Genomic DNA, 23,714 nt, shown 5'->3' on the forward strand with positions numbered 1-23,714 from the left:
GATGGATTTTTTAGGAGCTTATTCTGCAGGGAATCTTACCTATTTGTTAAAAGGTTTCTTAGTTACATTAGAAGTTGCTTTCATTTCGATAATATTAAGCTTTGTAATTGGTAGCATACTGGGGATATTAAGATATGCAAAGATCCCTGTTCTTTCTAAAATAGTGGCTGTCGTTGTAGAAGCATTACGTAATCTCCCTTTAATATTAATTATTTTCTTTACTTATTTTGGCTTACGTGAAGTAGGAATAAAAATGGAGATTATTACCGCAGCCATAACAGCGTTAACGATTTTCGAATCTGCCATGATTTCAGAGATTGTAAGAAGCGGCTTAAATTCTATTGAAAAAGGTCAAATAGAAGCTGCTCGGTCTTCGGGATTATCCTATATTCAAACAATGTGGAATATTATCCTACCACAAGCTTTGAAACGAATGATTCCTCCATTGGTTAGTCAGTTTATATCACTATTGAAAGATACTTCTTTAGCTATAATCATTGCGTTACCAGATCTGCTCCATAATGCACAGGGGATTTATAGTGGTCCAAAAGGTGGAAACTACGTTATACCAATTATTATACTAGTAGCAATCATGTATTTTGTAGTAAATTATGCCCTATCACTTCTATCAAGAGCGTTAGAGAAGCGTTTAGATACGAATAATAAAGGTGGAAGGCATAAGAATAGATTTCAAAAGAACAATCAACAAACTTTACCAAGTAATCTGTAACATATCCATTTTATGGAGCACCCTTTTGGTAGCTATAAAAGATTAGCAAAATATAAAATCCTCCACTTCTATCTGAAAATAAGTGGAGGATTTTAGTTTTTTATAGGACATGCATATACTCCTCAACAATTGGAAACTTAACTTTAATAGCCATTTCATTGCCATTATAGGAATAACTGATATTTCCATTATAACGCTTAATAATGTCAGAAATAATGAATGTCCCCAGTCCCTCATGATTCCCAGCTTTAGTCGTTTGATTGAATCGTTGAAATAAATGATCGGCAATTTCGTTTGGCAATTCTGTCGTTGAATTCTTGATTTCGAAAATAAAGAACCCTTTTTGTTTTCTGGTTGAGCAAATAATCTTTTTTTCCTTACTAATTGCAGCTGCATCTAGTGCATTGTCTAGTAAATTAGAAATTAAATTAACTTGGTCGACTGGTGGTAACGGGATATGGGATATTGGTTGATTCGAGTGTAAATTCAACTTAATTTTATCGTAATGAGACCGTGCGACTGCTTTTAAAAGAACAGCAGTCATGTGGCTTGATTCCCCTTGTATTGTGCCATTGACTGTTTGATAATCCTGTACCAAGGATTTCATATATTGATGTGCTTGATCATATTCTTTACTTTCAAACATATAATCCAAGGCATTGACATGCTTTAAAAAATCATGACGCTGTATACGTAAGTGCTGCACCGATTGATTGAAATGTTTTATTTCCTCTTGAATCGCATCAATTCTCTTTTGATATAGATAACTGTTTAAGCTAAGGTAATTGATTAGAAAATACATAAGATTAATTCCTGCTAGTAGGAAGATCACGCTAGTAATCTGTTTCGTTGCAAGGATACTTGCGATCATAAGTCCTTGGAAAAGGATGAAGCAGCAAAGAATAAGAAGGGATAGATTATTATTAATTGCCATTTTTCTTTTAAAATAGCCGAAGATGAAAACAGATACTAGTAAAAATATTATAGATATAATAGCTAAGTTATGGGATTTTATAATAAACAATAAGGCTACTAGAATACTATTCATACTAAAATATAATAAATGAAGCAGGTTGGTTTTCAACACGGTAGCTCCTTTTGCAACTTGATATGTAAAGTCACTAGCCAGTTTTTGAGAAAGATTTTAGTAATAATTTTTTTGTAATTGTTCTACATTCACTTTCGTCATCATGGCTGTTTTTTCAGTGTGATGGAAATGGACAATATAAGACTGTTTCGTGTAAAGAGAGAAGTTTTTGATATATTGTATATTAATAATAAAACCACGGTGTCCTCGAATAAAGCTTTTATTTGTTAACTTTGATTCTAGCTCCCCTAAAGTTTGATAGGTTTGGAATTCTCCTGTTTTTGTGACGATTGTCGTTGATCGACCTGTTCGTTCAATAAAAATAATCTCCTGCTTTTCGATCATATGTATATCAGATTTATACTTTAACATCATTTTATCTGTTTCTAACTTCTCTATATTGATATGATTGAATCGATGAATGCCTTTTAATAAACGCTCTTTAGAGTAGGGCTTTAAAATATAATCCAATACATTCAACTCGAAGGCATGTACGGCATATGCACTATATCCTGTTACAAAGATAATACGAATATTTAAAGCATTCGTATGTACAAAGTCTGCTAATTCATAACCGGACAAATTTGGCATTTCAATGTCAGTAATGAGAAGATCAATCTCTGTTGTTTTCAGTAATGAGTAGGCATGTTCAGAATTATTCGTTGCGAAGACAATTTCAATCTCCTCTTCTTTTTCCAAAATCGTTTGTAGTTTTTCTAAATCATATGCTTGATCATCCACTAAGCCAATCTTTATCATATACCCCACTCTTTACCAATAATAATATTTATATTGTACCAGATTCATCATGAAATTTGACCTATTCATGACATGAAAAAGACGTTTTGCGACATTTTTGAAGTCGGGAAAATGGTTATCGAGTATGATTAACATATCAAAAGGGCTGGAGGGATATCGAATGATTGAAATAAATAATGTTTCCCGAACATTTAAGGAAAAAAAGCAGGAAATTCATGCTGTTCAAAATGTAAGCTTTACAATCCCAACGGGTGAAGTTGTTGGTTTGCTCGGTGAAAATGGTGCAGGAAAAACAACATTATTACGAATGATCGCGACTATTTTAGAACCTACAAAAGGAGAAATTATTATAGATGGAAAAAATACTAGTCAGCAAACGATGGAAATAAAAAGGAAAATCGGGGTTCTTTTCGGTAGTGAAACAGGATTGTATGACCGGTTAACAGCGAAGGAAAATCTCCAATATTTTGCCAAACTATATGGCTTAAGCAAACATGAATCAAATGTGCGAATCGAAAATCTTGCGAAACGGTTTGGAATGAAGGAATATCTTGACCGAAAAGTAGGGGGGTTTTCTAAAGGAATGCGTCAAAAGGTAGCGATTGCTCGGACACTGATTCATAATCCAGATGTGATTCTTTTAGATGAGCCGACTACAGGTTTAGATATCACTTCGGCAAATATGTTTCGAGAGCTTATTCATCACTTGCGTAAAGAGGGAAAGACCATCGTATTCTCTAGTCATATTATGGAAGAGGTTGAACAGCTATGTCAGACCATTGTTATGATTCATAAGGGAAATTTGATTTATCATGGTTCCCTTCAGGAGCTGTATCAACAAGAAGAAACCGAGAATTTAAATTATATCTTTATGTCACGTATAGTGAGAGGTGAAACGGCATGATTTGGAATGTTTATCTGAAAGAGTTGAAGGATGCCTTTCGTGATCGAAAAACAATCTTTCTAAGCATTATTATCCCTATTTTGTTTAATATCGGTATTGTGTTTTTTATTGATAATTATATTCAGTCTGATAAGGAAGGCGATAGCATATCTGTATCAATCAATGAACAGACAGATACAGAAATTATTAATTGGTTTAAAGGTATCAAACAGCTGGATATTAACTTATCTGATGATCCCCTACATGAGGTGAAAGAAGGTAAGGCAGTAGTTGCCATTGATGTAAAAGAAGGAGCAAATCAAGTACCAGACATTACTGTTTATAGCGAACCGACAAGTAGTAAAGGAAGCTCGGCTACCGATATGATTCTAGGTTTACTTTCTTCCAAGAAGAATGAACAAATTATAGAGAAACTGGGGGAAGCAAATGTAAGCAGTTCGATTATGGAACCCTTCACCTATAAACAGGAATCGGTTACAGGTGAAAAAGATACGATGTCTAAATATATGATTTCTATCATGGCACAGCTTGTTATTGTTTTAGGTGTTTTAATGGGAGGACTACCGGCATCAAGTGACTTATTCGCCGGTGAAAAGGAAAGAAAAACAATGGAGGCATTAATGATGACTCCTGTGAAGAGAATTCATATTTTAGTAGGAAAGTGGTTTACGATTGCAACTCTTGGAATGATTAGTGGTATTTTTTCTGTACTAACTTTAGTAGCTTTTGTTCAATTATTTACGTCTAATATGAAGGAAGCTCTTCAGCTTGACCAGCATATTACTACATTTATAAGTAGTTTAGCTGTAGGTATAATTGTATTTGCTTTTCTAGTTTCCGCATTACAGATGGTCCTTAGCATGGCAGCAAATACGATGAAGGAAGCACAAAACTATGTATCACCTGTAATGATGGTATCGATGATTCCGTACTTTCTTTTAATTGGAATCACACCAAATGAATTTCAACCGTATCACTTTATTATTCCATTTATGAATATTTACGCCCTGATTAAACAATTAATCTATGGCATTTATGATTTAAATAGTATCTTATTAGTAGCTGGAAGCTCCATTATATTTATTGCAATTACATTTACGATTGCTTCCCTAATGTTCCAAAAGAGTAAGTGGGTTCTTGGGAAATCTTAATAAAACTAGAGAAAGAGGGTGATCGATGGTCATCCTTTTTTCTATTGACTCGTGATTTCATTTCTGACAATGGTGGAATACTATTCTCCACCATTATCCCCTCCGACATCGCTGTCGCCATTTTCTATCCCATCGATTGTTCCAGTGCTATTATTATCAAAAAAGTCATTGATAGTATCAATAAAGCCTTTTTTGTGATTCTCACTTATTGGAGGAGAATTAATAAAGCTCTCAAATGTAATTATCTGAATAGCCTTTTGTTTGTGCTTTGAAATAAAAGAAAGACAAATAATTAATAGAATTAATATTAAAAGTGTGCTAAAACACAAAATCATGAACGTATTCAAAACCATCACTCTCCTTGTCCTTTTTTGATAAATATGAAGATTTTCGTTTTATAATACATAAATCAATCAATTTTTTATCGTTTCCTTTAATAAAGTTAAAAGATTACACTAGATATACCTTATAAATGTGCATATACATTGGATAAATGGACGATAACTGATAGGGAAAAGGGGAGAGCATATGCATATAGTGATTGCAGGTGGAAGTGGTTTTATAGGTGAAAAAATACAGAATTTTCTTTTGGGGAATGGGCATCAAGTAACAATTTTAACGAGGAATCCAAATAAAACGATTCAAACAAGGGGAATATCTGCAGTAGAATGGCTTCAAAAAGATAGTAGACCGGAGAAGGAGTTAAGAGAGGTCGATGCTATTATCAATCTAGCTGGGGAGTCTATTAATGGATTACGCTGGACAAATAAAAAGAAGAAGGAAATTGTACACAGCAGAATGACAGCAACGAACGAAATTGTGCGAATGATGAACGAATTACATCCGAAACCTCAAGTCCTTATTAATGCATCAGCTATCGGTTATTATGGAATGTCTACAACACAAGAATTCACCGAGGTGAATAACGATGAAGCACCGGACTTTCTAGCAACAGTAGTCCGTAAGTGGGAGAATGCAGCGGCAAAGGCGAGAAATACTGGTACACGAGTAGTCTTTGCAAGATTTGGTTTAGTTTTAGGAAATGGTGGGGCATTACCTCTTATGCTGCTTCCATATAAAATGAAAATAGGTGGGACGATTGGAACAGGAGAGCAGTGGGTATCATGGATACATGTGGAAGATGTTGTACGAATACTGTACTTTGCTATCCTTCATAAGGAGATTGAAGGTCCTTTAAATGTAACTGCTCCAAATCCTGTAACGATGCGACAGTTTGGAAAAGCTATCTCTTCCGTCATGCACTCACCACATTGGTTACCAGTTCCAAGTTGGGCATTAAAAATAGGGCTTGGAGAAATGAGTAGCATGTTGTTGGAGGGGCAGAAGGTTATACCGGAAAAAGCATTGCGATACGATTTTAATTTCCATTTTCCACAACTCGAAAGAGCGTTGGAAGAAATAGTTTACACATAATTTGAATGGGACAACATTATTATTTCATATAGTAAGGAAAGAGAAGTACTTTGGCTAGACTTGGTAAGCAGGACAAATTTATTACTAAAAAATGTATTGAAATAGATACTTTTGTATCTATTTAAAAAAATCAAGTCTTTTTTTGAGTATATAGTATGAAAGTATGAGAAAATGAAGTATTATGATGTTGAAGAAGCTAATATTTAGGGGGAAAAAAAGATAATGACAGAGTTTGTTAGCAGTTTTTTTAAAAAAAGAGGAGTGAAGCGCCTTATTATATTTGCTTTGATTGCTCTCATTTTATATTTTCTGAGAAGCATGATGAATTTAATACTGCTAACATTTATATTTGCCTTTTTAATGGATCGTCTATCAGAATTTGTAGCGAAACGATTGCCGATTCATCGGAAGGTAGTCGTCGTCGTCCTTTATATAGCGATTGTCGGCTTACTATCTCTTGGAATTGTCAAATATCTACCCGTTCTCATTGCGGAAATTACACAATTAGTTAGGCAGCTTTTTGATTTTTACTCTCAACCACAAGAAAATGTTGTCATAAACTATATTGTAAAACAGATACAAGAGAAAGATGAAATTACTAACTTTTTGAAACAAGGATTTACTTTCCTCCTTGGTTATTTCACAAATGTTAGTAAAGTAAGTGTAGATGTTTTCTTATCACTGATATTAAGTATTTTCTATCTTTTAGAAAAGGAACGTCTCATCGATTTTACAAAAAAGTTTAAAGAGAGTAAAGTCGGTCCATTTTATGATGAGATCGAGTTCTTTAGTAAGAAATTTGTATCAACTTTTGGTAAGGTAATTGAAGCCCAGTTTATCATTGCGATTGTGAACACAGTTCTTACAACGATTGCTTTATCTATTATGGGATTCCCGCAGCTATTTGGATTAGCGATTATGATTTTCTTTTTAGGTCTAATCCCTGTTGCAGGTGTAATTATTTCACTTGTCCCACTATGCTTTATCGCTTATAGTATTGGTGGACCTATTCAAGTTCTTTATGTAGTGGTTATCGTGGCAGTTGTCCATGCGGTTGAAGCGTATGTTTTAAATCCAAAACTTATGTCATCGAAAACAAATCTACCCGTATTTTATACATTTATTGTCTTAATCTTCTCAGAGCACTTCTTCGGTGTGTGGGGGTTAATTCTTGGAATTCCAGTTTTCGTTTTCTTTTTGGATGTATTAGATGTGAAAAATGAAAAAGAGAAAAAACTCATCAAACGTAAAAAATAAAATTTATTTTTCATCTACTTGACTTTGTCTTAAATAATTAGTATATTTTTGTAAAAATTATAAATCAAAAAACGTCGATAAGGATTAGTAAAATGTCCCGTCTTTTTTAGAGAGGAAACGGTTGGTGCAAGTTTCCAAAAGGCCCATTTGAACCTGCCTTTGAGTTCTGTATCGATAGACTAAGATACATGCGGTTATTCAAAACCGTTATCAGTAAAGAGTGTACAGCTAAGCTGTAAATAAGGGTGGTACCACCAGGCCTCGGTCCCTTTTCTAGGGACGGAGGTCTTTTTGCGTTTAAGAAAAAATTTGAGAGGAAGTTGAATCATGGCAAAGGATAAGAAATTTGTCGAAGAAATCACTGCAATGGAAGATGATTTTGCACAATGGTACACAGATGTTGTAAAGAAAGCAGATTTAGTAGATTACTCCTCTGTAAGAGGGTCAATGATTATTCGTCCGTATGGTTTTGCCATTTGGGAAAATGTTCGTGATGTACTAGATGGGAAAATTAAAGAAACAGGTCATGAAAATATTTATATGCCATTATTGATTCCTGAGAGCCTATTGCAAAAGGAAAAGGATCATATTGAAGGTTTTGCTCCAGAGGTAGCATGGGTTACACATGGCGGCTCTGAGGAACTAGCAGAACGTCTAGTTATTCGCCCGACATCAGAAGTATTATTCGGTGAGCATTATGCGAATATTATTCATTCCTATCGTGATCTACCAAAGCTATATAATCAATGGGCCAATGTCGTTCGTTGGGAGAAAACAACAAGACCATTTTTACGTTCTCTTGAATTCCTATGGCAGGAAGGTCATACATGTCACGCGACGAGTGAAGATGCTCAAGAAGAAACATCAAGAATGCTTGAAATGTATGCAGAAGTATGCGAGAAATACCTTGCGATTCCTGTTTTACGTGGACGTAAAACAGATAAGGAAAAATTTGCAGGTGCCGTTCATACATTAACGATTGAAAGCTTAATGCATGATGGAAAAGCATTACAATCAGGTACCTCACATTATTTAGGAACTGGCTTTGCCGAAGCATTTGGTATCCAATTCACAGATAAAAATGGCGAACTTCAAACGGTACATCAAACGTCATGGGGAATTACAACCCGCTTAATCGGAGCATTAATTATGGTTCATGGTGACAACCGCGGTTTAGTGGTACCACCTAAAATTGCACCAAAACAACTAATGATTGTACCAATTGCTCAACATAAAGAAGGCGTACTCGATAAAGCATATGAATTAAGAGATCAACTGAAAAAGGTAGCAAGAGTAGATATTGACGCTAGTGATAAAATGCCAGGCTGGAAATTTAATGAATATGAAATGAAGGGGATTCCACTACGTTTAGAAGTGGGACCTAAAGATATTGAAAAAGGTCAAGTCGTACTTGCACGTCGCGACACAGGTGAAAAAATCTTCGTAGCAATGGAAGATCTTGAAGCAAAAGTAGTTGAGCTTCTTGAAGATATCCAAAACAACCTTTTCGAAAAGGCCAAAGCACATCGTGAAGAAAAAACCAATATCGCATTAAATATGGACGAATTCAAAAAGGCTCTAGTCGAAAATCCTGGTTTTATCAAAGCGATGTGGTGCGGAGATGTAGCCTGCGAAAACTTCATTAAAGACGAAACATCCGCAACCTCACGCTGTATTCCTTTCGAAGAAGAAAAAATATCGGATACATGTGTATGCTGTGGCGGCGAAGCGAAGCATTTAGTATATTGGGCAAAAGCTTATTAAATTAGATGACAGAAAATGCAGATGGAAACATCTGCATTTTTTTATTTGAATTGTGGAACTGGAACATAAAGGTTGGACTAAATATTCAATGGGAGATACCACACAACTGTGGGGGAACCACTAAAAAAGTGAGCGAACCAAACAAAAAAAGAAAGAAACCGGTCAAAATAAAGGATGAACCAAATAAAAAAGGGTGAAACCACACAAACGAGAGAGAACAACTATAAAAAGAGAGCGAACCAATCAAAAAAAGAAGGAAACAGGTCAAAATAAAGGATGATCCAAATAAAAACCGGGTGAAACCCCATAAACGTGCGGAACCACTTAAAAAAGAGAGTGAACCAAACAAAAAAAGAAAGAAACCGGTCAAAATAAAGGATGAACCAGATAAAAAAAGGATGAAACCCCACAAACGAGAGGGAACCACTTAAAAAAGTGAGCGAACCAAACAAGAAAAGAAAGAAACAGGTCAAAATAAAGGATGAACCAAATAAAAAAAGGGTGAAACCCCACAAACTAGAGAGAACCACTAAAAAAAGAGAGCGAACCAATCAAAAAAAGAAGGAAACAGGTCAAAATAAAGGATGAACCAAAAAAAATAGGGTGAAACCCCACAAACGTGAGGAAACCACTAAAAAAAGAGAGCGAACCAAACAAAAAAAGAAGGAAACAGGTCAAAATAAAGGATGAACCAAATAAAAAAAGGATGAAACCCCACAAATGTGAGGAAACCACTAAAAAAAGAGAGCGAACCAAACAAAAAAAGAAGGAAACAGGTCAAAATAAAAGATGAACTAAATAAAAAAAGGGTGAAACCCCACAAACGTGAGAGAACCACTTAAAAAAGTAAGCGAACCAAACAAAAAAAGAAAGAAACCGGTCAAAATAAAGGATGAACCAAACAAAAAAAGGGTGAAACCCCACAAACGTGTGGGAACCACTAAAAAAAGTGAGTGAACCAAACAAAAAAAGAAAGAAACAAGTCAAAAAAAAAGAAGAACCAAATAAAAAAAGGGTGACACCACTCAAATGTTGAGTAATGTCACTTTAATTTTCCTAAAGCTTTCCTATAAAATCTAACTGTTCGATATCAGTGGAGTCTGTTACCCCGTCTAAAATTTTCTGCACATCTGAAAGTGTGTCCTGTAATAGAACGGATTCTCCTTTTTTTCCTGTGAAAGGTTCAGCTACATAAAAAGGTTGGGTTAAATAAGCTTCCAAGCGTTCCCCACGTTTATAGGTTTGAACTTCTGCAGTAGGTAGTTTTTCTATGCCGCTAACAGTGACAAGCGAACGCAATTCGCGGTATCGTCGTAAAAGCTTTTGAGCACGTTGTTGGATTATGAAGTGTTTTTGATCTAGATGAGCACCCTCTAAAACGGATGATGTGGAGAAAATAGGATTAACTGCTGGAAAACGATGTCTTGCTGTTAGATCTGCATCAAATTGCCAAAGGGTCTCAAGTGGTCCGTAAGGTAATTCCTCATCAACAACTTCACCAGATAGATCAAGCAAGATGGTTGTTACATTTTCTACACCGATATTTTGCAATCGTTCCTGCAATTGATAGATCTCTCCAGAAACGACATGTGAACGATCGGCTGTAAAAATAAGATCCTTGCCTTTATCGTATGATGCCATTTTTTCGTAGGCTTCATCAATGGTATAAGCAATGATATCCGCAAATTCTAATAGATCATTTAATTCAGGGTGATCGCCTTCAGGCAGAAGGAGAACATTCGCATAACCTCTTTTTTTCATTTTGTAGAATAGTTCTGCTAAAATGACCAATTGTCCCATACCTGGGCGAGCAACTAATCCGACGGTCCCATTTTTCGCAAGTGGAGCAAATAGATCTAGAGTTTTAATTCCAGTTTCAATCATCTCGACTTTCTCCCCTCTTAAAATTAATTCATCTAAACTACATTCGGCTAATGTTGCTAAAGCTACCAAAGTTCGTACCTCTGCACGGCCAACTGGAATTTTTCCCGTACATAAATTAGAAACTGTAGCTGGTCGTAAACCAACTGAACGAGCAGCAGTTGTTAAATTAGGTACTTTTCTTCTTAACAATGCAACATTTAATCTAAGTGAATCTGAATTTTCCAATATTTGCACCTCCTTACTTTGAATAGTAATATAAATTACGTTTTAATGCAATGAGTTTTTTGTTTAAATATAATTATTTTTTCGCTAAAGAGTAAATATTGAATAGCAAAATTTAATCAAACGTTTGATTAAATTTCGTGGGGATGGAATATTGGTTAAATATATAGTGTAATGTTTATAATTATTTGCCTTATGGAATGGTTAAAGCTTTGGAAAAAATAAAAGCGGCTCTCATAATGAGAGCCGTCTTAAAAGTTATTGAATATAACGTTTTGCACCTACATAGCGTTCTTTCCAATACTTATCGGACATGTTAATCGTTTTTACTCCTTTTGAAGTAGCTCCGATAAATTTTCCATCTCCTATATAAATTGCAGAAAATGTTACTTTTCCTTTTTTATGACCTGTAGCATAAAAAACGACATCACCTAACTGCAGTTGGTTTGCTTTTATCGATTTTCCTGCTTTGTATTGATTGTTACTAGTTCTAGGAATAGGCAAGTGAGTTGCAGCTGTTTTGAATACATATTGTGTATATCCACTGGCATCAAATCCTTTAGGACTGGTGCCTCCCATTTTGAACTTTTTTCCTTCATGCATTTGTGCAAATGATACAACTTCTTCACCATAGTTGATAGAAGCTGATGCCTGAAAAAGTGGTGTAAATAAGAATGTGACTGCAATAGCAAAATAGGCTGTAATCGCTAGTAAAAATCCTTTCTTTTGAATCCTCCAATTCATTTCCTTTTTACCCCCAATATATCTGTATATTTTACACACGATAACAATATATGAAGGGGAATGAAGAAAGATTCTAAATTGAACGAAAGAACTTTAAAAGAGGAGATTCTTTATAGTATGTTATTTTGAAAAAACGATTGCTGGCTTTTACCCCTAATAAAGGAATTAGTGGTACTTATCAAGTTTTGTTGGTGTGACTATTCGAATAATATTGATTTAAAAAATAAAACCTTAGCTATTAAGCTAAGGTTATTCATTACAATAATCATCCATTGTTACCCATTTATCAGCCCAGTGCTGTACTTCCTCGAGAACAGGAGTAATAGCATGGCCTTTTTCACTTAAACGGTATTCAATCCGTACAGGTGTTTCAGGATAAACATCTCGAATGACGATTTGCTCCATTTCTAATTCTTTTAAACGATCAGAAAGCATTTTTTGGCTTATATGTGGAATTTGCTCAGCAATCTCATTAAAACGCATCGGTTGTTTTTCTAAAACGCGGATAATGACACCAATCCAACGTTTTCCTAATAATTGAAATGCCTTTTCAAATTTTGGACAAAGGCGTGATCCTTCCATATTTGATACACCTCCTATATGGAAATAGGTATAACTTTCTTCCTATTTATCATCTATTATACACCTTTTGTAAACTTACTAATAGTTAGTTAGTTTATTTTTACGAAAATATTTTAAAAGAGTTATTTTGTCTTAAAATGATGAAATATTTGTAATATATGCATGATATGGACAATTTTCGGGTAGAAGAAAAGAAATGGACAAGGAGGACGATCAAATGGTTAAAATGAATCATGTTGTGTTAGCTGGTATTGGGATTGCAGGTATTTCCTATTTCTCATCGAAGAATAACAGAGAAAAAGCTCGAGTAATGATAAACAATATGAAAACAAAAGCCGACTCCTGGATGACAAAGAAGAAGCACATGAAGTCTCCAATGACAAAGGTTGGACACTCCGATCCGTATGATTTTGCTGATAATGAAATGGTGAGTGAAGGTGCGATGTACAGTGTTGATTACTATAATGTTGTAGAACAAGAAGATTAAAAGTAGAGGGGCTCTATTAGAGGGCCCCTTATTTTTTGGGCTCTTTTCTTAAACATTGTTGCTATTTAGATAATGTTTTAACTAATCAAAATGGATTGAAGATCGACAAGTCCTTCATTCCACTGAGAAAAAGAGCTGTAAATTTTAAAAGAATGCTGAACCCTTTATTCCTTTTGTAAATGCCGACAGTAGGGCATTTACAAAAACAATAAACTATACAAATATAGCTTTTTTATGAATCCTTCACTGGCTGTCCAAGTAAGCCGTAAAAGAAAAGATTGCTTAAATCAAGTAATTCATTCATATGAGTGTTTGAAAATAATTCGGGACGCTGCGTCATTTCACTGAATGTATGAATGTAAATGAGAATGGCATTTGTTGAAAGATACGGGTTAACATACCCTTCCGCTTTTCCTTGTTCAATCATCTCCATCATTAAGGGAATCGCTTTATTGTTAGCAAAATCCTCGATGACTTCTTGTAGGGATGGGTCGGTTATTCCTTTTAGAAAGTCCGAACTAAGGGTTTTGGCGGCTTCAGTTTTATTGAAAACCATCTTTTCTAATTTTTTCGGAAAGGGAAGATCAGAGTGAAGTAATTCCATATATTGGTCTAATTCATTATTCATATACTCAGACAAAACCTCTTTAAAAAGTTCATCTTTATTTCCGAAATAATTATATATGGTAACAGGGGAGACGTTGGCCTTTTTAGCGATTTCCGCTATACTCACCTTCTCAACCCCATAAACTTTAAAAAGTTCAAAAGCAGCATTTCGAATATTTTCCTTCTTTTTTTCTGTCCTTCGTTGATAACCGTCCATTGCTTTCACCTCAACATAATAATACAAAACTTTTTGAAATGAAACAATATATTTCATTCAAAACCTATTGTCATTTTATTTTTATTGTTTTAATATGTAATAAATGTATTGGAATAGTTCAAAACATTTAAAAGGGGGATGATGGAAATGGGAATACAAATGAATCAATTAACGAAAGTCTTTCCCAATGGGAAAGGAATATTTGATTTATCCTTCGAAGTAAAGAAGGGAGAAGTGTTTGGATATTTAGGTCCGAATGGGGCAGGTAAATCAACTACGATTAGGCATTTAATGGGGTTTATGAAACCTGAGTTGGGTTCAGCAAAAATAAATGGGATGGATTGTTGGAAGAATAGCGCAGAAATACAAAAGACAGTCGGGTATCTCCCTGGAGAAATTGCTTTTTTGGATGGAATCAATGGTTTAGAGTTTCTGGAGCTCCTTGCAGGGATGCGAGGAATGAAAGATCGAACCTATCGGGACCAATTAATTAGGCGGTTACAATTTGATGTAACAACACCCATTCGGAAAATGTCTAAGGGGATGAAGCAAAAGGTAGGAATCGTGGCAGCCTTTATGCATGATCCGCAAATATTGATTCTAGATGAACCGACATCGGGATTGGATCCGCTTATGCAGAGCTTATTCGTTGAATTAGTTTTGGAAGAGAAGTCAAAAGGGAAAACGATTCTTATGTCTTCCCACATGTTTCAGGAAATTGATCGTACATGTGACCGAGTAGGTATTATAAAAGATGGTAGATTAGTAGCTGTGGAGGACGTTAAGAACCTACAAGCAAAACAGCGAAAACTATTTGATATTTTAGTAGAAACGATGAATGATGTGGAAACCATAAAACAAGCTGGAATAGAGATTTTAAGTATCGACCATCTTCGGCTTAAAGTGGCAGTACAGGGAGACTATAACCGATTTATCAAAGTGTTATCGCAATGTCATATTCAGCATTTGGATATTCATACTCAGTCATTAGAGGAGATATTTATGCACTATTATGATAAGGAGGGATCACGTTCATGAATGCTTCCCTTTTTAAAGCGATGTTAAAGACAAATGGAAAAAGTATTGTAAGCTATGCGGTAGGGGCAGCATTTTATATGTTCCTAGTCATCTGGATCTATCCTTCGATTGCGAAATCTGATGCACTTGAGCAACTGTTTAAAGAGATGCCCCAAGGGTATTTAAGTGCCTTTGGCATTGATGGCGGAATGTTAGGAGATCTTAGTGGATTCCTAGCAGCCGAGTATTATGGACTATTGTTTTTGATTATTTTAATGATATTTAGTGTCGTGACAGCTACCCAGTTAATTGCGAGATTAGTAGATCGAGGATCTATGGCTTATCTTTTATCTACATCCACTTCTAGAAGTCAAATTGCTATAACACAAAGCATTATTTTAGTTCTGGGCCTGGTTACCATCACATTATTTTCGATCCTTCCTGTTCTATTAGGAGCGAACTGGATCATTGAAGATGCCGATATTAATATTTTGCGATTTATTGAAATGAATATTGTTGGATTTCTATTGTTTTTTGTCATAAGTGGATACTCCTTTTTATTTTCATGTATTTTCAATGACGAAAAACGTGCACTCGCAATCTCTGGTGGCTTATCTATTATCTTTTTTGCCATTAATCTCGTAGCAAAAATGAGTGAGGATTTTGAATGGTTAAAGAAATTTACTATTTTCTCAGCCTTTCAACCGACTGAAATTGCAAAAGGAACCGTTGATATTTTACCAGTCTCAATCGCATTGGGAGGAACAGGAATTGCATTATTTGTCATTGCCATTGTTATATTTAAGAAGAGAGATTTACCATTATAGTGTTTTGAACATATGATCTGTTCATGAATGGAACAGGTCTTTTTTTATTTAGGATCTTTTCTTAAACACGTCAATAGGTAAAGCTAAATGGCGCAGTGTCCTTGATTCATTAGATGAAGAACAAATCACGAAGATAAGAAGGTAAATGTCTTTCATTCATGTTATAAAGGACATTCCTTAAAAATTGAACAAAGTTCTTGACCATTACCTGAAATTGCTCATCAAAGAGCTTCAGCATGAAAATAGCCTAGCAGAAATGAAAGGATTTTCTTACATTCATAGCGAATGAAAAGGTAAGTCATTGTTAGAAGGAGGCTATATCCTTGCTTTTTCACTTTAGCGAAGAACCGAATATTCGTGTTTTTTCACCAAGACCATCCGCGTCCTTCCCTGAACTGGCCCCAGCTGTTTGGGCAATCGACAGGGAGCATGCTTCACATTATTATTTTCCACGTGATTGTCCCAGAGTGATTTATAGTAAAGGAGCTTGTACAGAGGTTAGCGATATTGAGAAGTTTTTTTCAGATACCAACGCTGACAAGATAATCGTCGTTGAAAATCAATGGCTAGAACAAATTAGGAATACGACATTATATGTTTATAGCTTTTCGGAGGAAGGGTTTGAACTATTCGATCAGGCGGCAGGCTATTATGTGTCGCATGAGGAAGTTGTTCCGGAAAAAATAGAGCCTATAACTGACCTCATAGGTAAGCTTGTAAATGAAAAAGTAGAATTACGGTTTACACCAGATTTACATCCTATTCGTAATCGAGTTATTGCATCTACACTAGATTTTTCTGTTATTCGGTTTAGAAATGCTGGGAAATTACCAAATAGATAAAAACAGGAGAGAGATAAGAGTGAATCCTATTGTCGATCAGTTAACACAGTGGAAAGATTATTTAGAGAGAATAAAAGAGGGAACCCATAAGGAATTTTTTCAGCCGATTAGTGAGGGGAAATGGTCAAAAGCAGCAATAATTACTCACATTATGTTTTGGGATCGTTTCTTTTATGAAGAACGTTTGCCAAGCATGATTGAGGGGGGAAGTTTAGCCGGAATCACTGCAGAGGATGTAGAGGAAATGAATAAAGATGCTGAAAGCTATGCTCACTCTGGGATCAGTTTATACGAAATTATTGATGGAGCTATTAAGGAGAGAACAAGACTTGTGGAGAACTTGCGGCAACTAGATTTATCGAAAAGTTTCATTATTAATGGAAATCAGCACAATCTTGAGTCCTATGTGAAAGGGGAATATGAGCATGATCTCCACCATTTAATACAACTAAAGGAGTTAGGGAAATGAAGAATTGGGTAGGTTCAGCTGGTGTTTGTGTCAATACACAAGGGGAATTATTAATGGTACTCCAGGGAAAACCTGAGGAAGAGAAAAAATGGTCTGTGCCTTCAGGAGGACAGGAGAGGGGGGAAACACTGGAGGAGTGCTGTAAGAGAGAGGTATATGAAGAAACGGGATATGAAGCAGAAATTATAGATAAATTATTTGTTAAACATACAGAATTGGACGGTTATAACATTGAGGTACATTACTTTTCTATAAGGATTGTAGGAGGGAAGGCAGTAATCCAGGATCCTGATCAATTAATTCATGAAATCGCATGGGTGGCGAAAGATGCCTTGAAGGAAATAGAATTAGCCTTTCCTGAGGATCAGGATTTTCTTTTACACCAAATGGAGAATGTTGATCTACTAAAAAAATAATCACTTCTACTAGTTATTGTTTTTTCGAAATTGAAAAAGGGCTAATAGTTAGCCCTTTTTCAGATAAATATTAATGCAAGATATGCATATAAATCCAAGGAGAAATACAGAATGACGTAATCGCTGCTAATACCATGCAAACGCTAGAAACGGCCCCTGTTGCACTGCTAAGCTCCAGTGCCTTCGAGGTTCCTGCTCCGTGTGAGCTTGTACCAAGTAATACGCCTCTTGCAATTTCACTCTTAAAGCCAAAGATACGAATAATCCAAGGTCCAAGGATCATGCCGATAATTCCTGTCATAATTACAAACACTGCAGTGATGGTAGGAACTCCTCCTATTTTAGATGAAACTCCCATTGCGATAGGAGTGGTGATTGAATAGGGGATAATACTTGTAACCAATGTTTTATTTAACTGTACAAGCCATGAAATACTAAATGAAGCAAGAATAGACATCATACAACCAAGTAACACACTAAATAAAATTTCACGTAAATATTTTTTTAAAATAGGATAATAACGATAAAGTGGAATGGCTAAGGCAACTGTCGCCGGCTGCAGTAACTTAGTTAGCCACTTTGCTCCGGAATTATAAGAATCATAACTAATATGAAAAAGTGCTAGGACAAATATGATTAATATGGGTGCCAGCAATAGCGGAGAGAAATATACTTTCTTCTTTTTTGTATACCACCATTTCGCTCCCCAATAAATACTAGCGGTGAGAATTAAGAACAGTAGGATCAGCATTTTTTATTTTCCCCTCCTTTTGTTTGGCCATTTTTTCAGCTAACAATCCTGAACAAATCATCACAATAGCGGAACTAATAACGATAACTGCTATTATTTTAAGTCCATTATCCATTAATAGATGTTTATATTGAATGATTCCAACAGCTGAAGGAACGAAGAAAAGGAGCAACTCAGTAACTAACCAATTTCCTCCAACTTCAATCCACTTTAGCTTTACGACTTTCGTTTGTAATAAAATAAATAATATAACTAATCCTAAAATACTACCAGGAATGTTGAGATGAAGCCATTCTGAGACTTCTCCTAGTATATAAGTAAAGATACAAAGTATCATTATTTGAAGACAACCAATAAATATTTTTTTCATATTGTACACCCTTCTAGTGAAAAAATTTCCCTCTAATAAAGTGTACATCGGGTAATGCTATAGGTAAAATGAATATATAGAATAATAGTCATTCTCAAAAGTTATAAGAGGTGGACCAAAAGTGGACATTCAACATTTAAATTACTTTGTAGCTGTGGCTACAGAAGGAAATTTTACGAAAGCTGCTCAAAAGCTATATGTGTCACAACCATCGATAAGTAAAATGGTGAAAAATCTTGAGGATGAACTTGGTGTCATTCTATTTGATCGAACGGGTAAGCATGCAAAGCTGACAGATGCTGGTGAAAAAATTCTCGTTCAAGCGCAAAATATTATTAAATCCTTTCAAAACTTACGATCGGAATTAGATGATTTAATGCAGTTAAAAACAGGAATCATTCATATTGGTTTACCTCCAATGGTTGGATCGCGCTTCTTCCCTAAGGTAATACAAGCCTTTCACCAACAATATCCGAATATAACTGTACAGCTTGTTGAAGATGGGGCTAAGAAAATTGAAAGAGATGTTGGCAATGGTACACTAGATCTAGGAGCCGTTGTTTTACCGATAAATGAAGATCAGTTTCATACTTTTTCATTTGTAAATGAGAAGTTAATGGTTGTTACTCATCCTTCCCATCCACTTAGTAAAAGAAAACAACTCCAGCTCGTTGATTTAGAGGCTGAACCATTTATTTTATTTGCCAAAAATTTTGCCCTACATGATCGAATTATAATGGAGTGCGTACGGAAAGGATTCCATCCAAATATTATTTATGAGAGTTCACAATGGGATTTCATTAGTGAAATGGTTGCCGCTAATAATGGGGTGGCGCTTCTTCCTGAAACGATTTGTAAACAAATTGGTCATGACAGGGTCTCACGTATTCCGCTGATAGATCCAGTGATTCCTTGGCATTTAGGAATTATATGGAGAAAGGATCGATATTTGTCATTTGCAGCAAGAGAGTGGATTCGTTTTACACAAATGTTTATGATGAGAGAGAAGAGTCAATAAAATAGAAGTGTAAAGGTAGGTATATAGGAGGGAATTTAAGAAAATGGCAAATGAAATTGAGCCAATAAATACAGAAGAATTAAAAACAAGAATGGAAAGAGCAAAAAAGCATTATTCGAATAAAAAACTTTGGGACAAGCTGAAAAATGTTGGAAAGAAAGCAGGTGGCATAGTAGTTTATGCCGTGCTTTTACTGTACTACACTTTACAAAAGCCAAGTGTCCCTGTAAAAACTAAAGCAATGATTATTGGAGCCCTTGGTTATTTTATTTTACCTATAGATTTAATTCCAGATTTTATTACAGGGGTTGGTTATGTAGATGATTTAGGTGCACTTGGAGCAGCTATTTTACAAGTCGCCACTCATATTGACCAAGATATTAAGGATAAAGCCAAAAACAAATTATCTACTTGGTTTGGAGAAGATATTGACACTTCAGCCATTGATGAAAAATTAACTAACTAATTTCTAGTATACGGGTGCTTGTCATTAGAGCATTGCAACTAATTTATCCGTTGTTTTTTGTAAAAGAATTATTTGCTATCCATTTCCTGTTTCTTTGACAATTTTAGCAATGATTAAAAAATAAAAGCCAGATGATCTGTTTATAAGGTATACTGTCTGTAGTCTTGTTCGTATAAGAGGCAATCTAGGTTTCTTGGTCATATATGGAGGAAAAAATGGGAGAGTTTATTCAATCAATCTTAAATTTTTTAACTGACCTTGGTTATTTTGGGGTCGCTCTAGGTCTCATGATTGAGATTATTCCAAGCGAAATCGTGTTAGCTTATGCTGGATATCTTGTTTCACAAGGACATATCAACTTTGTCGGAGCCATTATAGCTGGTGTAATCGGTGGAACTATCGCACAACTTTTTATTTATTGGATTGGAGCATATGGTGGTAGACCTTTCTTAAAAAAATATGGTAAATATATTTTTATTCATGAAAGGCACATTGATATAGCCGAAGATTGGTTCAATAAGTATGGATCAGGAGTAATCTTTACTGCGAGATTTATACCTGTTGTGAGGCATGCTATTTCGATTCCAGCAGGCATTACGAAAATGTCTCTGAAAAAATTTACTTTATATACAACGCTAGCGATCATTCCTTGGTCCATTTTATTCGTCTATTTAGGTGATAAACTGGCTTCGAATTGGAAACATGTGGATGAATTTGCAAAGCCGTATATTCAACCAGCAATGATCATTGCAATTGGGCTAATCATGTTATATTTCATATATAAGTGGATAAAAAAACAAAAAAATAAATAAGCATATTTGGGCCGTCTATCTAGATTGGCCTTTTTTATGTTTGCTAAAAGGACTTTTTCAAGAAGATACAGAATTCATAGTATATGCATAACAATTAAAGGAGTGGATTAAAGATGAGTACAAGCCAAATAAGGGATCTTTTATTTTCGGAATTATACGTAGCTGTACGGACAACTAAGGAGCTGTTGAAGAAAATTACGGAGGAGGATTTTTCCTTTCAACCGAATGATAAAATGCGGAGCTTATTAGAACAAGCCAATCATTTAGTGCAGATTCCTTTCATAGATCTTGCAATTGGACAAGAAAAAAGTGAGGAAGAGATTCGAGAATTAGAAAAGAAATTATATTCTAATGATGTATATGAGCTGGGAACAGTGATGGAAACAGGCTTTAATGAACTTAAAAATTATTATGAATCGATGTCAGAGGAAGAATTCGTTGGTAAGGTGACTAAGCCGTTTTATTTTACTCCTGATATGGAAGGACATACGCAAGCAAAATGGTTGATTGAAATAACTACACATGCCTTTCATCACCGCGGACAGCTATTTAACTATTTGAAGGAATTAAATAAAGAGGTAAATATGTTTGATTTGTATTAGGCGAAACATTTAGAGGGTTGACTATTCATTAATAGACAACCCTCTTTTTTATATAAAATGGGGGGACCATTTTATTCTTAGCATGATTTCAATAACGATGTACGCTGATTACTGTATTTACTTATTAATAGGCTGTTTTTGTGATACGTGTAGGAATCCTCAGTCGATATTTAATCGTTATCACGTTACTTAAATAGCGCAATGTTTGAGAAAAGAGCCTATTAAAAAGAGATGTGAACTCAGATAAGATGAAATGTCATTTAATTTATTGTTGAGAGAATTTCCATCGTTTATGGAGTAAATCTTCAATGGAATGTGCAATCTTCATTTTATCCCTTTTCTGGAGTGCCTTTTTTATGGACTGTACTTCTAACTTTGTGACGGAAAGCCCAAAATACTTCGCTAATGTTTTTTCTACATTTGCACCATTCAACACTTCTGCTGTTATTGGTTGTATTTCTTTGGTTTGCTCCATGTAAATCCCTCCTAAGCTTTCTCTTTAAGCTAATGATAAAGGTTAATGTTTAAATTACAATGAAGATTTTTTTAAGACATTATTAAGATTATTAATAAAAAGTGACATGTTCCTCATACTTTTACAAATACTATAAAATATTGGGTGAAAATATATTGGAATAGAGAGTATAGTGCAATATTTCTGAATGCAACCCTTTCCATTGTTAATCGGAAACTTTTATGTTTTAATTTGAAAGGAGTTTAATTCACTGGTGTTATTTTTAAAGTCGATAAAGAATTTCATCATGCGTTAAACTTGAAAAAATTAGAATATGTATGTAACATCACTTGCATTTATTATATTAATAAAATATTTAATGGGGAAGGATGGAAGGGGGTCTTCATTCCGCCATTGTATGTTGTACGCAAGGTGAGAAATACATCAGAATGGAGGAAAAAAGATGAAGTATATCATTTCTATCATCGGTTTGCTGGTTGTTTTGGGACTAGCACTTATAGCGAGTAATAATCGTAAAAAGGTTCATTATAAACCGATCATTTTAATGATTGTGATTCAAATTGCATTAGCTGCATTATTATTAAATACAAAATTTGGATTAATATTAATTAAAGCAATTGCAGAAATATTTACAAAGCTATTAGAATACGCAGGAGAAGGGATTTCTTTTGTATTTGGTGGATTAGCGAATAAGGGAGAAGCCCCCTTTTTCTTAACAGTATTACTTCCAATTGTTTTTATTTCTGTTCTAATAGGGATATTCCAATATTTAAGAATTCTCCCTTTAATCATGAAGGGAATTGGATTATTATTAAGCAAAATAAATGGTATGGGTAAATTAGAATCATATAATGCTGTTGCGTCTGCTATGGTAGGACAGTCTGAAGTATTTATAACAGTGAAAAAACAATTAGATCATCTGCCTGCACACCGCCTTTATACATTATGCGCATCAGCTATGTCGACCGTGTCAATGTCTATTGTAGGGGCATATATGACAATGATTGAACCAAAATATGTAGTTACGGCACTTGTTATCAATTTATTTGGTGGATTCATTATTGCTTCTATCATTAATCCATATAAGGTAGAAGATAAGGAAGATATATTGGAGATTCAGGAAGAAAAACAAAGCTTCTTTGAAATGTTAGGAGAATATATTCTCGATGGGTTTAAAGTAGCCATTATTGTTGGTGCTATGTTAATTGGGTTTGTTGCTTTAATGGCAGCTATTAATAGTGTGTTTGACTTGATCTTTGGCATTTCATTTCAGGATATCCTTGGCTACATTTTTTCTCCAGTTGCCTTTATTATGGGAATCCCATGGTCGGAAGCGATTAAAGCAGGAGGAATTATGGCTACAAAGCTTGTGACCAATGAATTTGTTGCCATGATTGATTTAACCAAAATCCAGTCAAGCTTTAGCCCAAGATCTATTGGGATCATTTCAGTGTTCCTTGTATCATTTGCAAACTTCTCATCTATTGGCATTATAGCTGGAGCAGTGAAAGGGCTTAGCGAGAAGCAAGGAAATACAGTTGCCAGATTCGGATTAAAATTATTGTATGGTGCTACTTTAGTTAGTATCTTATCTGCGATAATAGTCAGTTTTGTTTTATAATTTAGGCTCTTTTCTCAAACATTGTTGCTATTTAAGTAAAGTTATAACTATTAAATATCGACTGAGGATCGCTACAAGTATCAATTTACTGAGAAAGAGCTGCAATCTCCATAAAGTACCGCAAGAATCCTTTATTGGGAGTAAAAGCCGGCAGTTGGGCTTTTACAAAAGCAATAAACTTTACGAAAACATCCATAATT

At 34.9% G+C, this 23,714-nt stretch carries 27 protein-coding genes and 1 other annotated feature; of the genes, 17 read left to right on the forward strand and 10 right to left on the reverse strand.

Annotated features, from left to right (window positions below; translation table 11 throughout):
• Window position 1: 1 nt before the first annotated feature.
• Window positions 2–730, forward strand: coding sequence for an amino acid ABC transporter permease (locus tag I5818_RS01840; RefSeq protein WP_078110902.1), 729 nt, complete (start codon window positions 2–4; stop codon window positions 728–730).
• A gap of 100 nt (window positions 731–830) precedes the next feature.
• Here I5818_RS01840 and I5818_RS01845 read toward each other — a convergent pair whose 3' ends face one another.
• Both I5818_RS01845 and I5818_RS01850 read right to left on the reverse strand, forming a co-directional pair.
• Window positions 831–1,814, reverse strand: a complete 984-nt coding sequence (locus I5818_RS01845; protein WP_078110903.1) for a sensor histidine kinase — start codon at window positions 1,812–1,814, stop codon at window positions 831–833.
• A gap of 60 nt (window positions 1,815–1,874) precedes the next feature.
• Entirely contained in the window at window positions 1,875–2,576 is a 702-nt protein-coding gene (locus I5818_RS01850) for a LytR/AlgR family response regulator transcription factor (RefSeq protein WP_078110904.1), read from the reverse strand.
• Between the two features lie 160 nt (window positions 2,577–2,736).
• Here I5818_RS01850 and I5818_RS01855 point away from each other — a divergent pair, with 160 nt between their 5' ends.
• Both I5818_RS01855 and I5818_RS01860 read left to right on the forward strand, forming a co-directional pair.
• Complete coding sequence (locus tag I5818_RS01855; protein WP_058004163.1) at window positions 2,737–3,480, forward strand: ABC transporter ATP-binding protein; 744 nt, start codon at window positions 2,737–2,739, stop codon at window positions 3,478–3,480.
• Entirely contained in the window at window positions 3,477–4,631 is a 1,155-nt protein-coding gene (locus tag I5818_RS01860; protein ID WP_058004162.1) for an ABC transporter permease, read from the forward strand. The genes I5818_RS01855 and I5818_RS01860 overlap by 4 nt, the downstream gene beginning before the upstream one ends.
• 80 nt (window positions 4,632–4,711) lie before the next feature.
• Here I5818_RS01860 and I5818_RS01865 read toward each other — a convergent pair whose 3' ends face one another.
• Entirely contained in the window at window positions 4,712–4,978 is a 267-nt protein-coding gene (locus I5818_RS01865) for a hypothetical protein (protein WP_078110905.1), read from the reverse strand.
• Between the two features lie 181 nt (window positions 4,979–5,159).
• Between I5818_RS01865 and I5818_RS01870 the strand changes: the two genes are divergently transcribed.
• The 3 genes from I5818_RS01870 (at window position 5,160) to proS (ending at window position 9,086) form a co-directional block, all read left to right on the forward strand.
• Complete coding sequence (locus I5818_RS01870; protein ID WP_078110829.1) at window positions 5,160–6,065, forward strand: TIGR01777 family oxidoreductase; 906 nt, start codon at window positions 5,160–5,162, stop codon at window positions 6,063–6,065.
• Window positions 6,066–6,287: 222 nt separating this feature from the next.
• The gene (locus tag I5818_RS01875) at window positions 6,288–7,322 is read left to right on the forward strand and encodes an AI-2E family transporter (protein ID WP_078110830.1); all 1,035 of its coding nucleotides are present in this window, start codon (window positions 6,288–6,290) and stop codon (window positions 7,320–7,322) included.
• A gap of 65 nt (window positions 7,323–7,387) precedes the next feature.
• Window positions 7,388–7,595 (forward strand) — a binding site (T-box leader).
• 54 nt (window positions 7,596–7,649) lie between these two features.
• Entirely contained in the window at window positions 7,650–9,086 is a 1,437-nt protein-coding gene (gene proS / locus I5818_RS01880) for a proline--tRNA ligase (protein ID WP_071977315.1), read from the forward strand.
• A 1,056-nt stretch (window positions 9,087–10,142) separates the two neighbouring features.
• Here the strand turns inward: proS and I5818_RS01885 are convergent.
• The 3 genes from I5818_RS01885 to I5818_RS01895 all read right to left on the reverse strand — a co-directional run bounded on the left by I5818_RS01885 (window position 10,143) and on the right by I5818_RS01895 (window position 12,518).
• Window positions 10,143–11,195, reverse strand: coding sequence for an ATP synthase beta subunit C-terminal domain-containing protein (locus tag I5818_RS01885; RefSeq protein ID WP_078109263.1), 1,053 nt, complete (start codon window positions 11,193–11,195; stop codon window positions 10,143–10,145).
• A gap of 255 nt (window positions 11,196–11,450) precedes the next feature.
• Entirely contained in the window at window positions 11,451–11,936 is a 486-nt protein-coding gene (locus I5818_RS01890) for a C40 family peptidase (protein WP_078109264.1), read from the reverse strand.
• A 249-nt stretch (window positions 11,937–12,185) separates the two neighbouring features.
• The gene (locus I5818_RS01895; protein ID WP_078109265.1) at window positions 12,186–12,518 is read right to left on the reverse strand and encodes a winged helix-turn-helix transcriptional regulator; all 333 of its coding nucleotides are present in this window, start codon (window positions 12,516–12,518) and stop codon (window positions 12,186–12,188) included.
• 217 nt (window positions 12,519–12,735) lie between these two features.
• On the opposite strand from I5818_RS01895, the gene I5818_RS01900 reads away from it, so the two are divergent.
• A complete protein-coding gene (locus tag I5818_RS01900) occupies window positions 12,736–13,005 on the forward strand; it encodes a hypothetical protein (protein WP_058004154.1) in 270 nt (89 codons plus the stop codon).
• 232 nt (window positions 13,006–13,237) lie between these two features.
• On the opposite strand, the gene I5818_RS01905 is transcribed toward I5818_RS01900, so the two are convergent.
• Window positions 13,238–13,885: a TetR/AcrR family transcriptional regulator gene (locus tag I5818_RS01905; protein ID WP_078109266.1), complete on the reverse strand. Its 648-nt coding sequence runs from the start codon at window positions 13,883–13,885 to the stop codon at window positions 13,238–13,240.
• A 90-nt stretch (window positions 13,886–13,975) separates the two neighbouring features.
• On the opposite strand from I5818_RS01905, the gene I5818_RS01910 reads away from it, so the two are divergent.
• The 5 genes from I5818_RS01910 to I5818_RS01930 all read left to right on the forward strand — a co-directional run bounded on the left by I5818_RS01910 (window position 13,976) and on the right by I5818_RS01930 (window position 17,399).
• Window positions 13,976–14,866 (forward strand): ABC transporter ATP-binding protein, encoded by an 891-nt coding sequence (locus I5818_RS01910; RefSeq protein ID WP_058006866.1) that lies wholly within the window; start codon window positions 13,976–13,978, stop codon window positions 14,864–14,866.
• Window positions 14,863–15,672 (forward strand): ABC transporter permease, encoded by an 810-nt coding sequence (locus I5818_RS01915; RefSeq protein ID WP_058006867.1) that lies wholly within the window; start codon window positions 14,863–14,865, stop codon window positions 15,670–15,672. Before I5818_RS01910 ends, I5818_RS01915 begins: the two co-directional genes overlap by 4 nt.
• A gap of 323 nt (window positions 15,673–15,995) precedes the next feature.
• The gene (locus I5818_RS01920; RefSeq protein ID WP_078109267.1) at window positions 15,996–16,514 is read left to right on the forward strand and encodes a DUF6886 family protein; all 519 of its coding nucleotides are present in this window, start codon (window positions 15,996–15,998) and stop codon (window positions 16,512–16,514) included.
• Between the two features lie 19 nt (window positions 16,515–16,533).
• On the forward strand, window positions 16,534–16,983 hold the full coding sequence (locus I5818_RS01925) for a hypothetical protein (protein ID WP_078109268.1): 450 nt from the start codon (window positions 16,534–16,536) through the stop codon (window positions 16,981–16,983).
• Window positions 16,980–17,399 (forward strand): NUDIX hydrolase, encoded by a 420-nt coding sequence (locus tag I5818_RS01930; protein WP_078109269.1) that lies wholly within the window; start codon window positions 16,980–16,982, stop codon window positions 17,397–17,399. The genes I5818_RS01925 and I5818_RS01930 overlap by 4 nt, the downstream gene beginning before the upstream one ends.
• 70 nt (window positions 17,400–17,469) lie before the next feature.
• Here I5818_RS01930 and I5818_RS01935 read toward each other — a convergent pair whose 3' ends face one another.
• Entirely contained in the window at window positions 17,470–18,150 is a 681-nt protein-coding gene (locus I5818_RS01935; RefSeq protein ID WP_058006871.1) for an LrgB family protein, read from the reverse strand.
• On the reverse strand, window positions 18,116–18,520 hold the full coding sequence (locus I5818_RS01940) for a CidA/LrgA family protein (protein WP_078109270.1): 405 nt from the start codon (window positions 18,518–18,520) through the stop codon (window positions 18,116–18,118). Before I5818_RS01940 ends, I5818_RS01935 begins: the two co-directional genes overlap by 35 nt.
• 121 nt (window positions 18,521–18,641) lie before the next feature.
• On the opposite strand from I5818_RS01940, the gene cidR reads away from it, so the two are divergent.
• The 4 genes from cidR (at window position 18,642) to I5818_RS01960 (ending at window position 21,418) form a co-directional block, all read left to right on the forward strand.
• A complete protein-coding gene (gene cidR / locus I5818_RS01945) occupies window positions 18,642–19,538 on the forward strand; it encodes a cidABC operon transcriptional activator CidR (RefSeq protein ID WP_058006873.1) in 897 nt (298 codons plus the stop codon).
• A gap of 43 nt (window positions 19,539–19,581) precedes the next feature.
• A complete protein-coding gene (locus I5818_RS01950) occupies window positions 19,582–20,004 on the forward strand; it encodes a YkvA family protein (protein WP_235813438.1) in 423 nt (140 codons plus the stop codon).
• 215 nt (window positions 20,005–20,219) lie between these two features.
• On the forward strand, window positions 20,220–20,816 hold the full coding sequence (gene uptA / locus I5818_RS01955; RefSeq protein ID WP_058006874.1) for an undecaprenyl phosphate transporter UptA: 597 nt from the start codon (window positions 20,220–20,222) through the stop codon (window positions 20,814–20,816).
• A gap of 113 nt (window positions 20,817–20,929) precedes the next feature.
• Window positions 20,930–21,418, forward strand: coding sequence for a DinB family protein (locus I5818_RS01960; protein WP_078109271.1), 489 nt, complete (start codon window positions 20,930–20,932; stop codon window positions 21,416–21,418).
• 265 nt (window positions 21,419–21,683) lie between these two features.
• Here the strand turns inward: I5818_RS01960 and I5818_RS01965 are convergent, their stop codons facing one another.
• Window positions 21,684–21,893, reverse strand: a complete 210-nt coding sequence (locus I5818_RS01965) for a hypothetical protein (protein WP_058003988.1) — start codon at window positions 21,891–21,893, stop codon at window positions 21,684–21,686.
• Between the two features lie 442 nt (window positions 21,894–22,335).
• On the opposite strand from I5818_RS01965, the gene I5818_RS01970 reads away from it, so the two are divergent.
• Window positions 22,336–23,514 carry a NupC/NupG family nucleoside CNT transporter gene (locus I5818_RS01970; RefSeq protein WP_058003989.1) on the forward strand — a complete coding sequence of 393 codons (1,179 nt, stop codon included), beginning with the start codon at window positions 22,336–22,338 and terminating at the stop codon, window positions 23,512–23,514.
• Window positions 23,515–23,714: the final 200 nt, after the last annotated feature.

Origin of the sequence: Heyndrickxia oleronia (assembly GCF_017809215.1) — a bacterium.
GTDB lineage: Bacteria > Bacillota > Bacilli > Bacillales > Bacillaceae_C > Heyndrickxia > Heyndrickxia oleronia.

Excerpts from the sequence above, each read along its gene's own strand:
- I5818_RS01840 (WP_078110902.1), top strand. The coding sequence starts at position 2 with ATGGATTTTTTAGGAGCTTATTCTGCAGGGAATCTTACCTATTTGTTA.
- I5818_RS01850 (WP_078110904.1), bottom strand. The coding sequence starts at position 2,576 with ATGATAAAGATTGGCTTAGTGGATGATCAAGCATATGATTTAGAAAAA.
- I5818_RS01855 (WP_058004163.1), top strand. The coding sequence starts at position 2,737 with ATGATTGAAATAAATAATGTTTCCCGAACATTTAAGGAAAAAAAGCAG.
- I5818_RS01860 (WP_058004162.1), top strand. The coding sequence starts at position 3,477 with ATGATTTGGAATGTTTATCTGAAAGAGTTGAAGGATGCCTTTCGTGAT.
- I5818_RS01870 (WP_078110829.1), top strand. The coding sequence starts at position 5,160 with ATGCATATAGTGATTGCAGGTGGAAGTGGTTTTATAGGTGAAAAAATA.
- I5818_RS01875 (WP_078110830.1), top strand. The coding sequence starts at position 6,288 with ATGACAGAGTTTGTTAGCAGTTTTTTTAAAAAAAGAGGAGTGAAGCGC.
- proS (WP_071977315.1), top strand. The coding sequence starts at position 7,650 with ATGGCAAAGGATAAGAAATTTGTCGAAGAAATCACTGCAATGGAAGAT.
- I5818_RS01890 (WP_078109264.1), bottom strand. The coding sequence starts at position 11,936 with ATGAATTGGAGGATTCAAAAGAAAGGATTTTTACTAGCGATTACAGCC.
- I5818_RS01895 (WP_078109265.1), bottom strand. The coding sequence starts at position 12,518 with ATGGAAGGATCACGCCTTTGTCCAAAATTTGAAAAGGCATTTCAATTA.
- I5818_RS01900 (WP_058004154.1), top strand. The coding sequence starts at position 12,736 with ATGGTTAAAATGAATCATGTTGTGTTAGCTGGTATTGGGATTGCAGGT.
- I5818_RS01905 (WP_078109266.1), bottom strand. The coding sequence starts at position 13,885 with ATGAAATATATTGTTTCATTTCAAAAAGTTTTGTATTATTATGTTGAG.
- I5818_RS01910 (WP_058006866.1), top strand. The coding sequence starts at position 13,976 with ATGGGAATACAAATGAATCAATTAACGAAAGTCTTTCCCAATGGGAAA.
- I5818_RS01915 (WP_058006867.1), top strand. The coding sequence starts at position 14,863 with ATGAATGCTTCCCTTTTTAAAGCGATGTTAAAGACAAATGGAAAAAGT.
- I5818_RS01930 (WP_078109269.1), top strand. The coding sequence starts at position 16,980 with ATGAAGAATTGGGTAGGTTCAGCTGGTGTTTGTGTCAATACACAAGGG.
- I5818_RS01935 (WP_058006871.1), bottom strand. The coding sequence starts at position 18,150 with ATGCTGATCCTACTGTTCTTAATTCTCACCGCTAGTATTTATTGGGGA.
- I5818_RS01940 (WP_078109270.1), bottom strand. The coding sequence starts at position 18,520 with ATGAAAAAAATATTTATTGGTTGTCTTCAAATAATGATACTTTGTATC.
- I5818_RS01950 (WP_235813438.1), top strand. The coding sequence starts at position 19,582 with ATGGCAAATGAAATTGAGCCAATAAATACAGAAGAATTAAAAACAAGA.
- uptA (WP_058006874.1), top strand. The coding sequence starts at position 20,220 with ATGGGAGAGTTTATTCAATCAATCTTAAATTTTTTAACTGACCTTGGT.
- I5818_RS01960 (WP_078109271.1), top strand. The coding sequence starts at position 20,930 with ATGAGTACAAGCCAAATAAGGGATCTTTTATTTTCGGAATTATACGTA.
- I5818_RS01965 (WP_058003988.1), bottom strand. The coding sequence starts at position 21,893 with ATGGAGCAAACCAAAGAAATACAACCAATAACAGCAGAAGTGTTGAAT.
- I5818_RS01970 (WP_058003989.1), top strand. The coding sequence starts at position 22,336 with ATGAAGTATATCATTTCTATCATCGGTTTGCTGGTTGTTTTGGGACTA.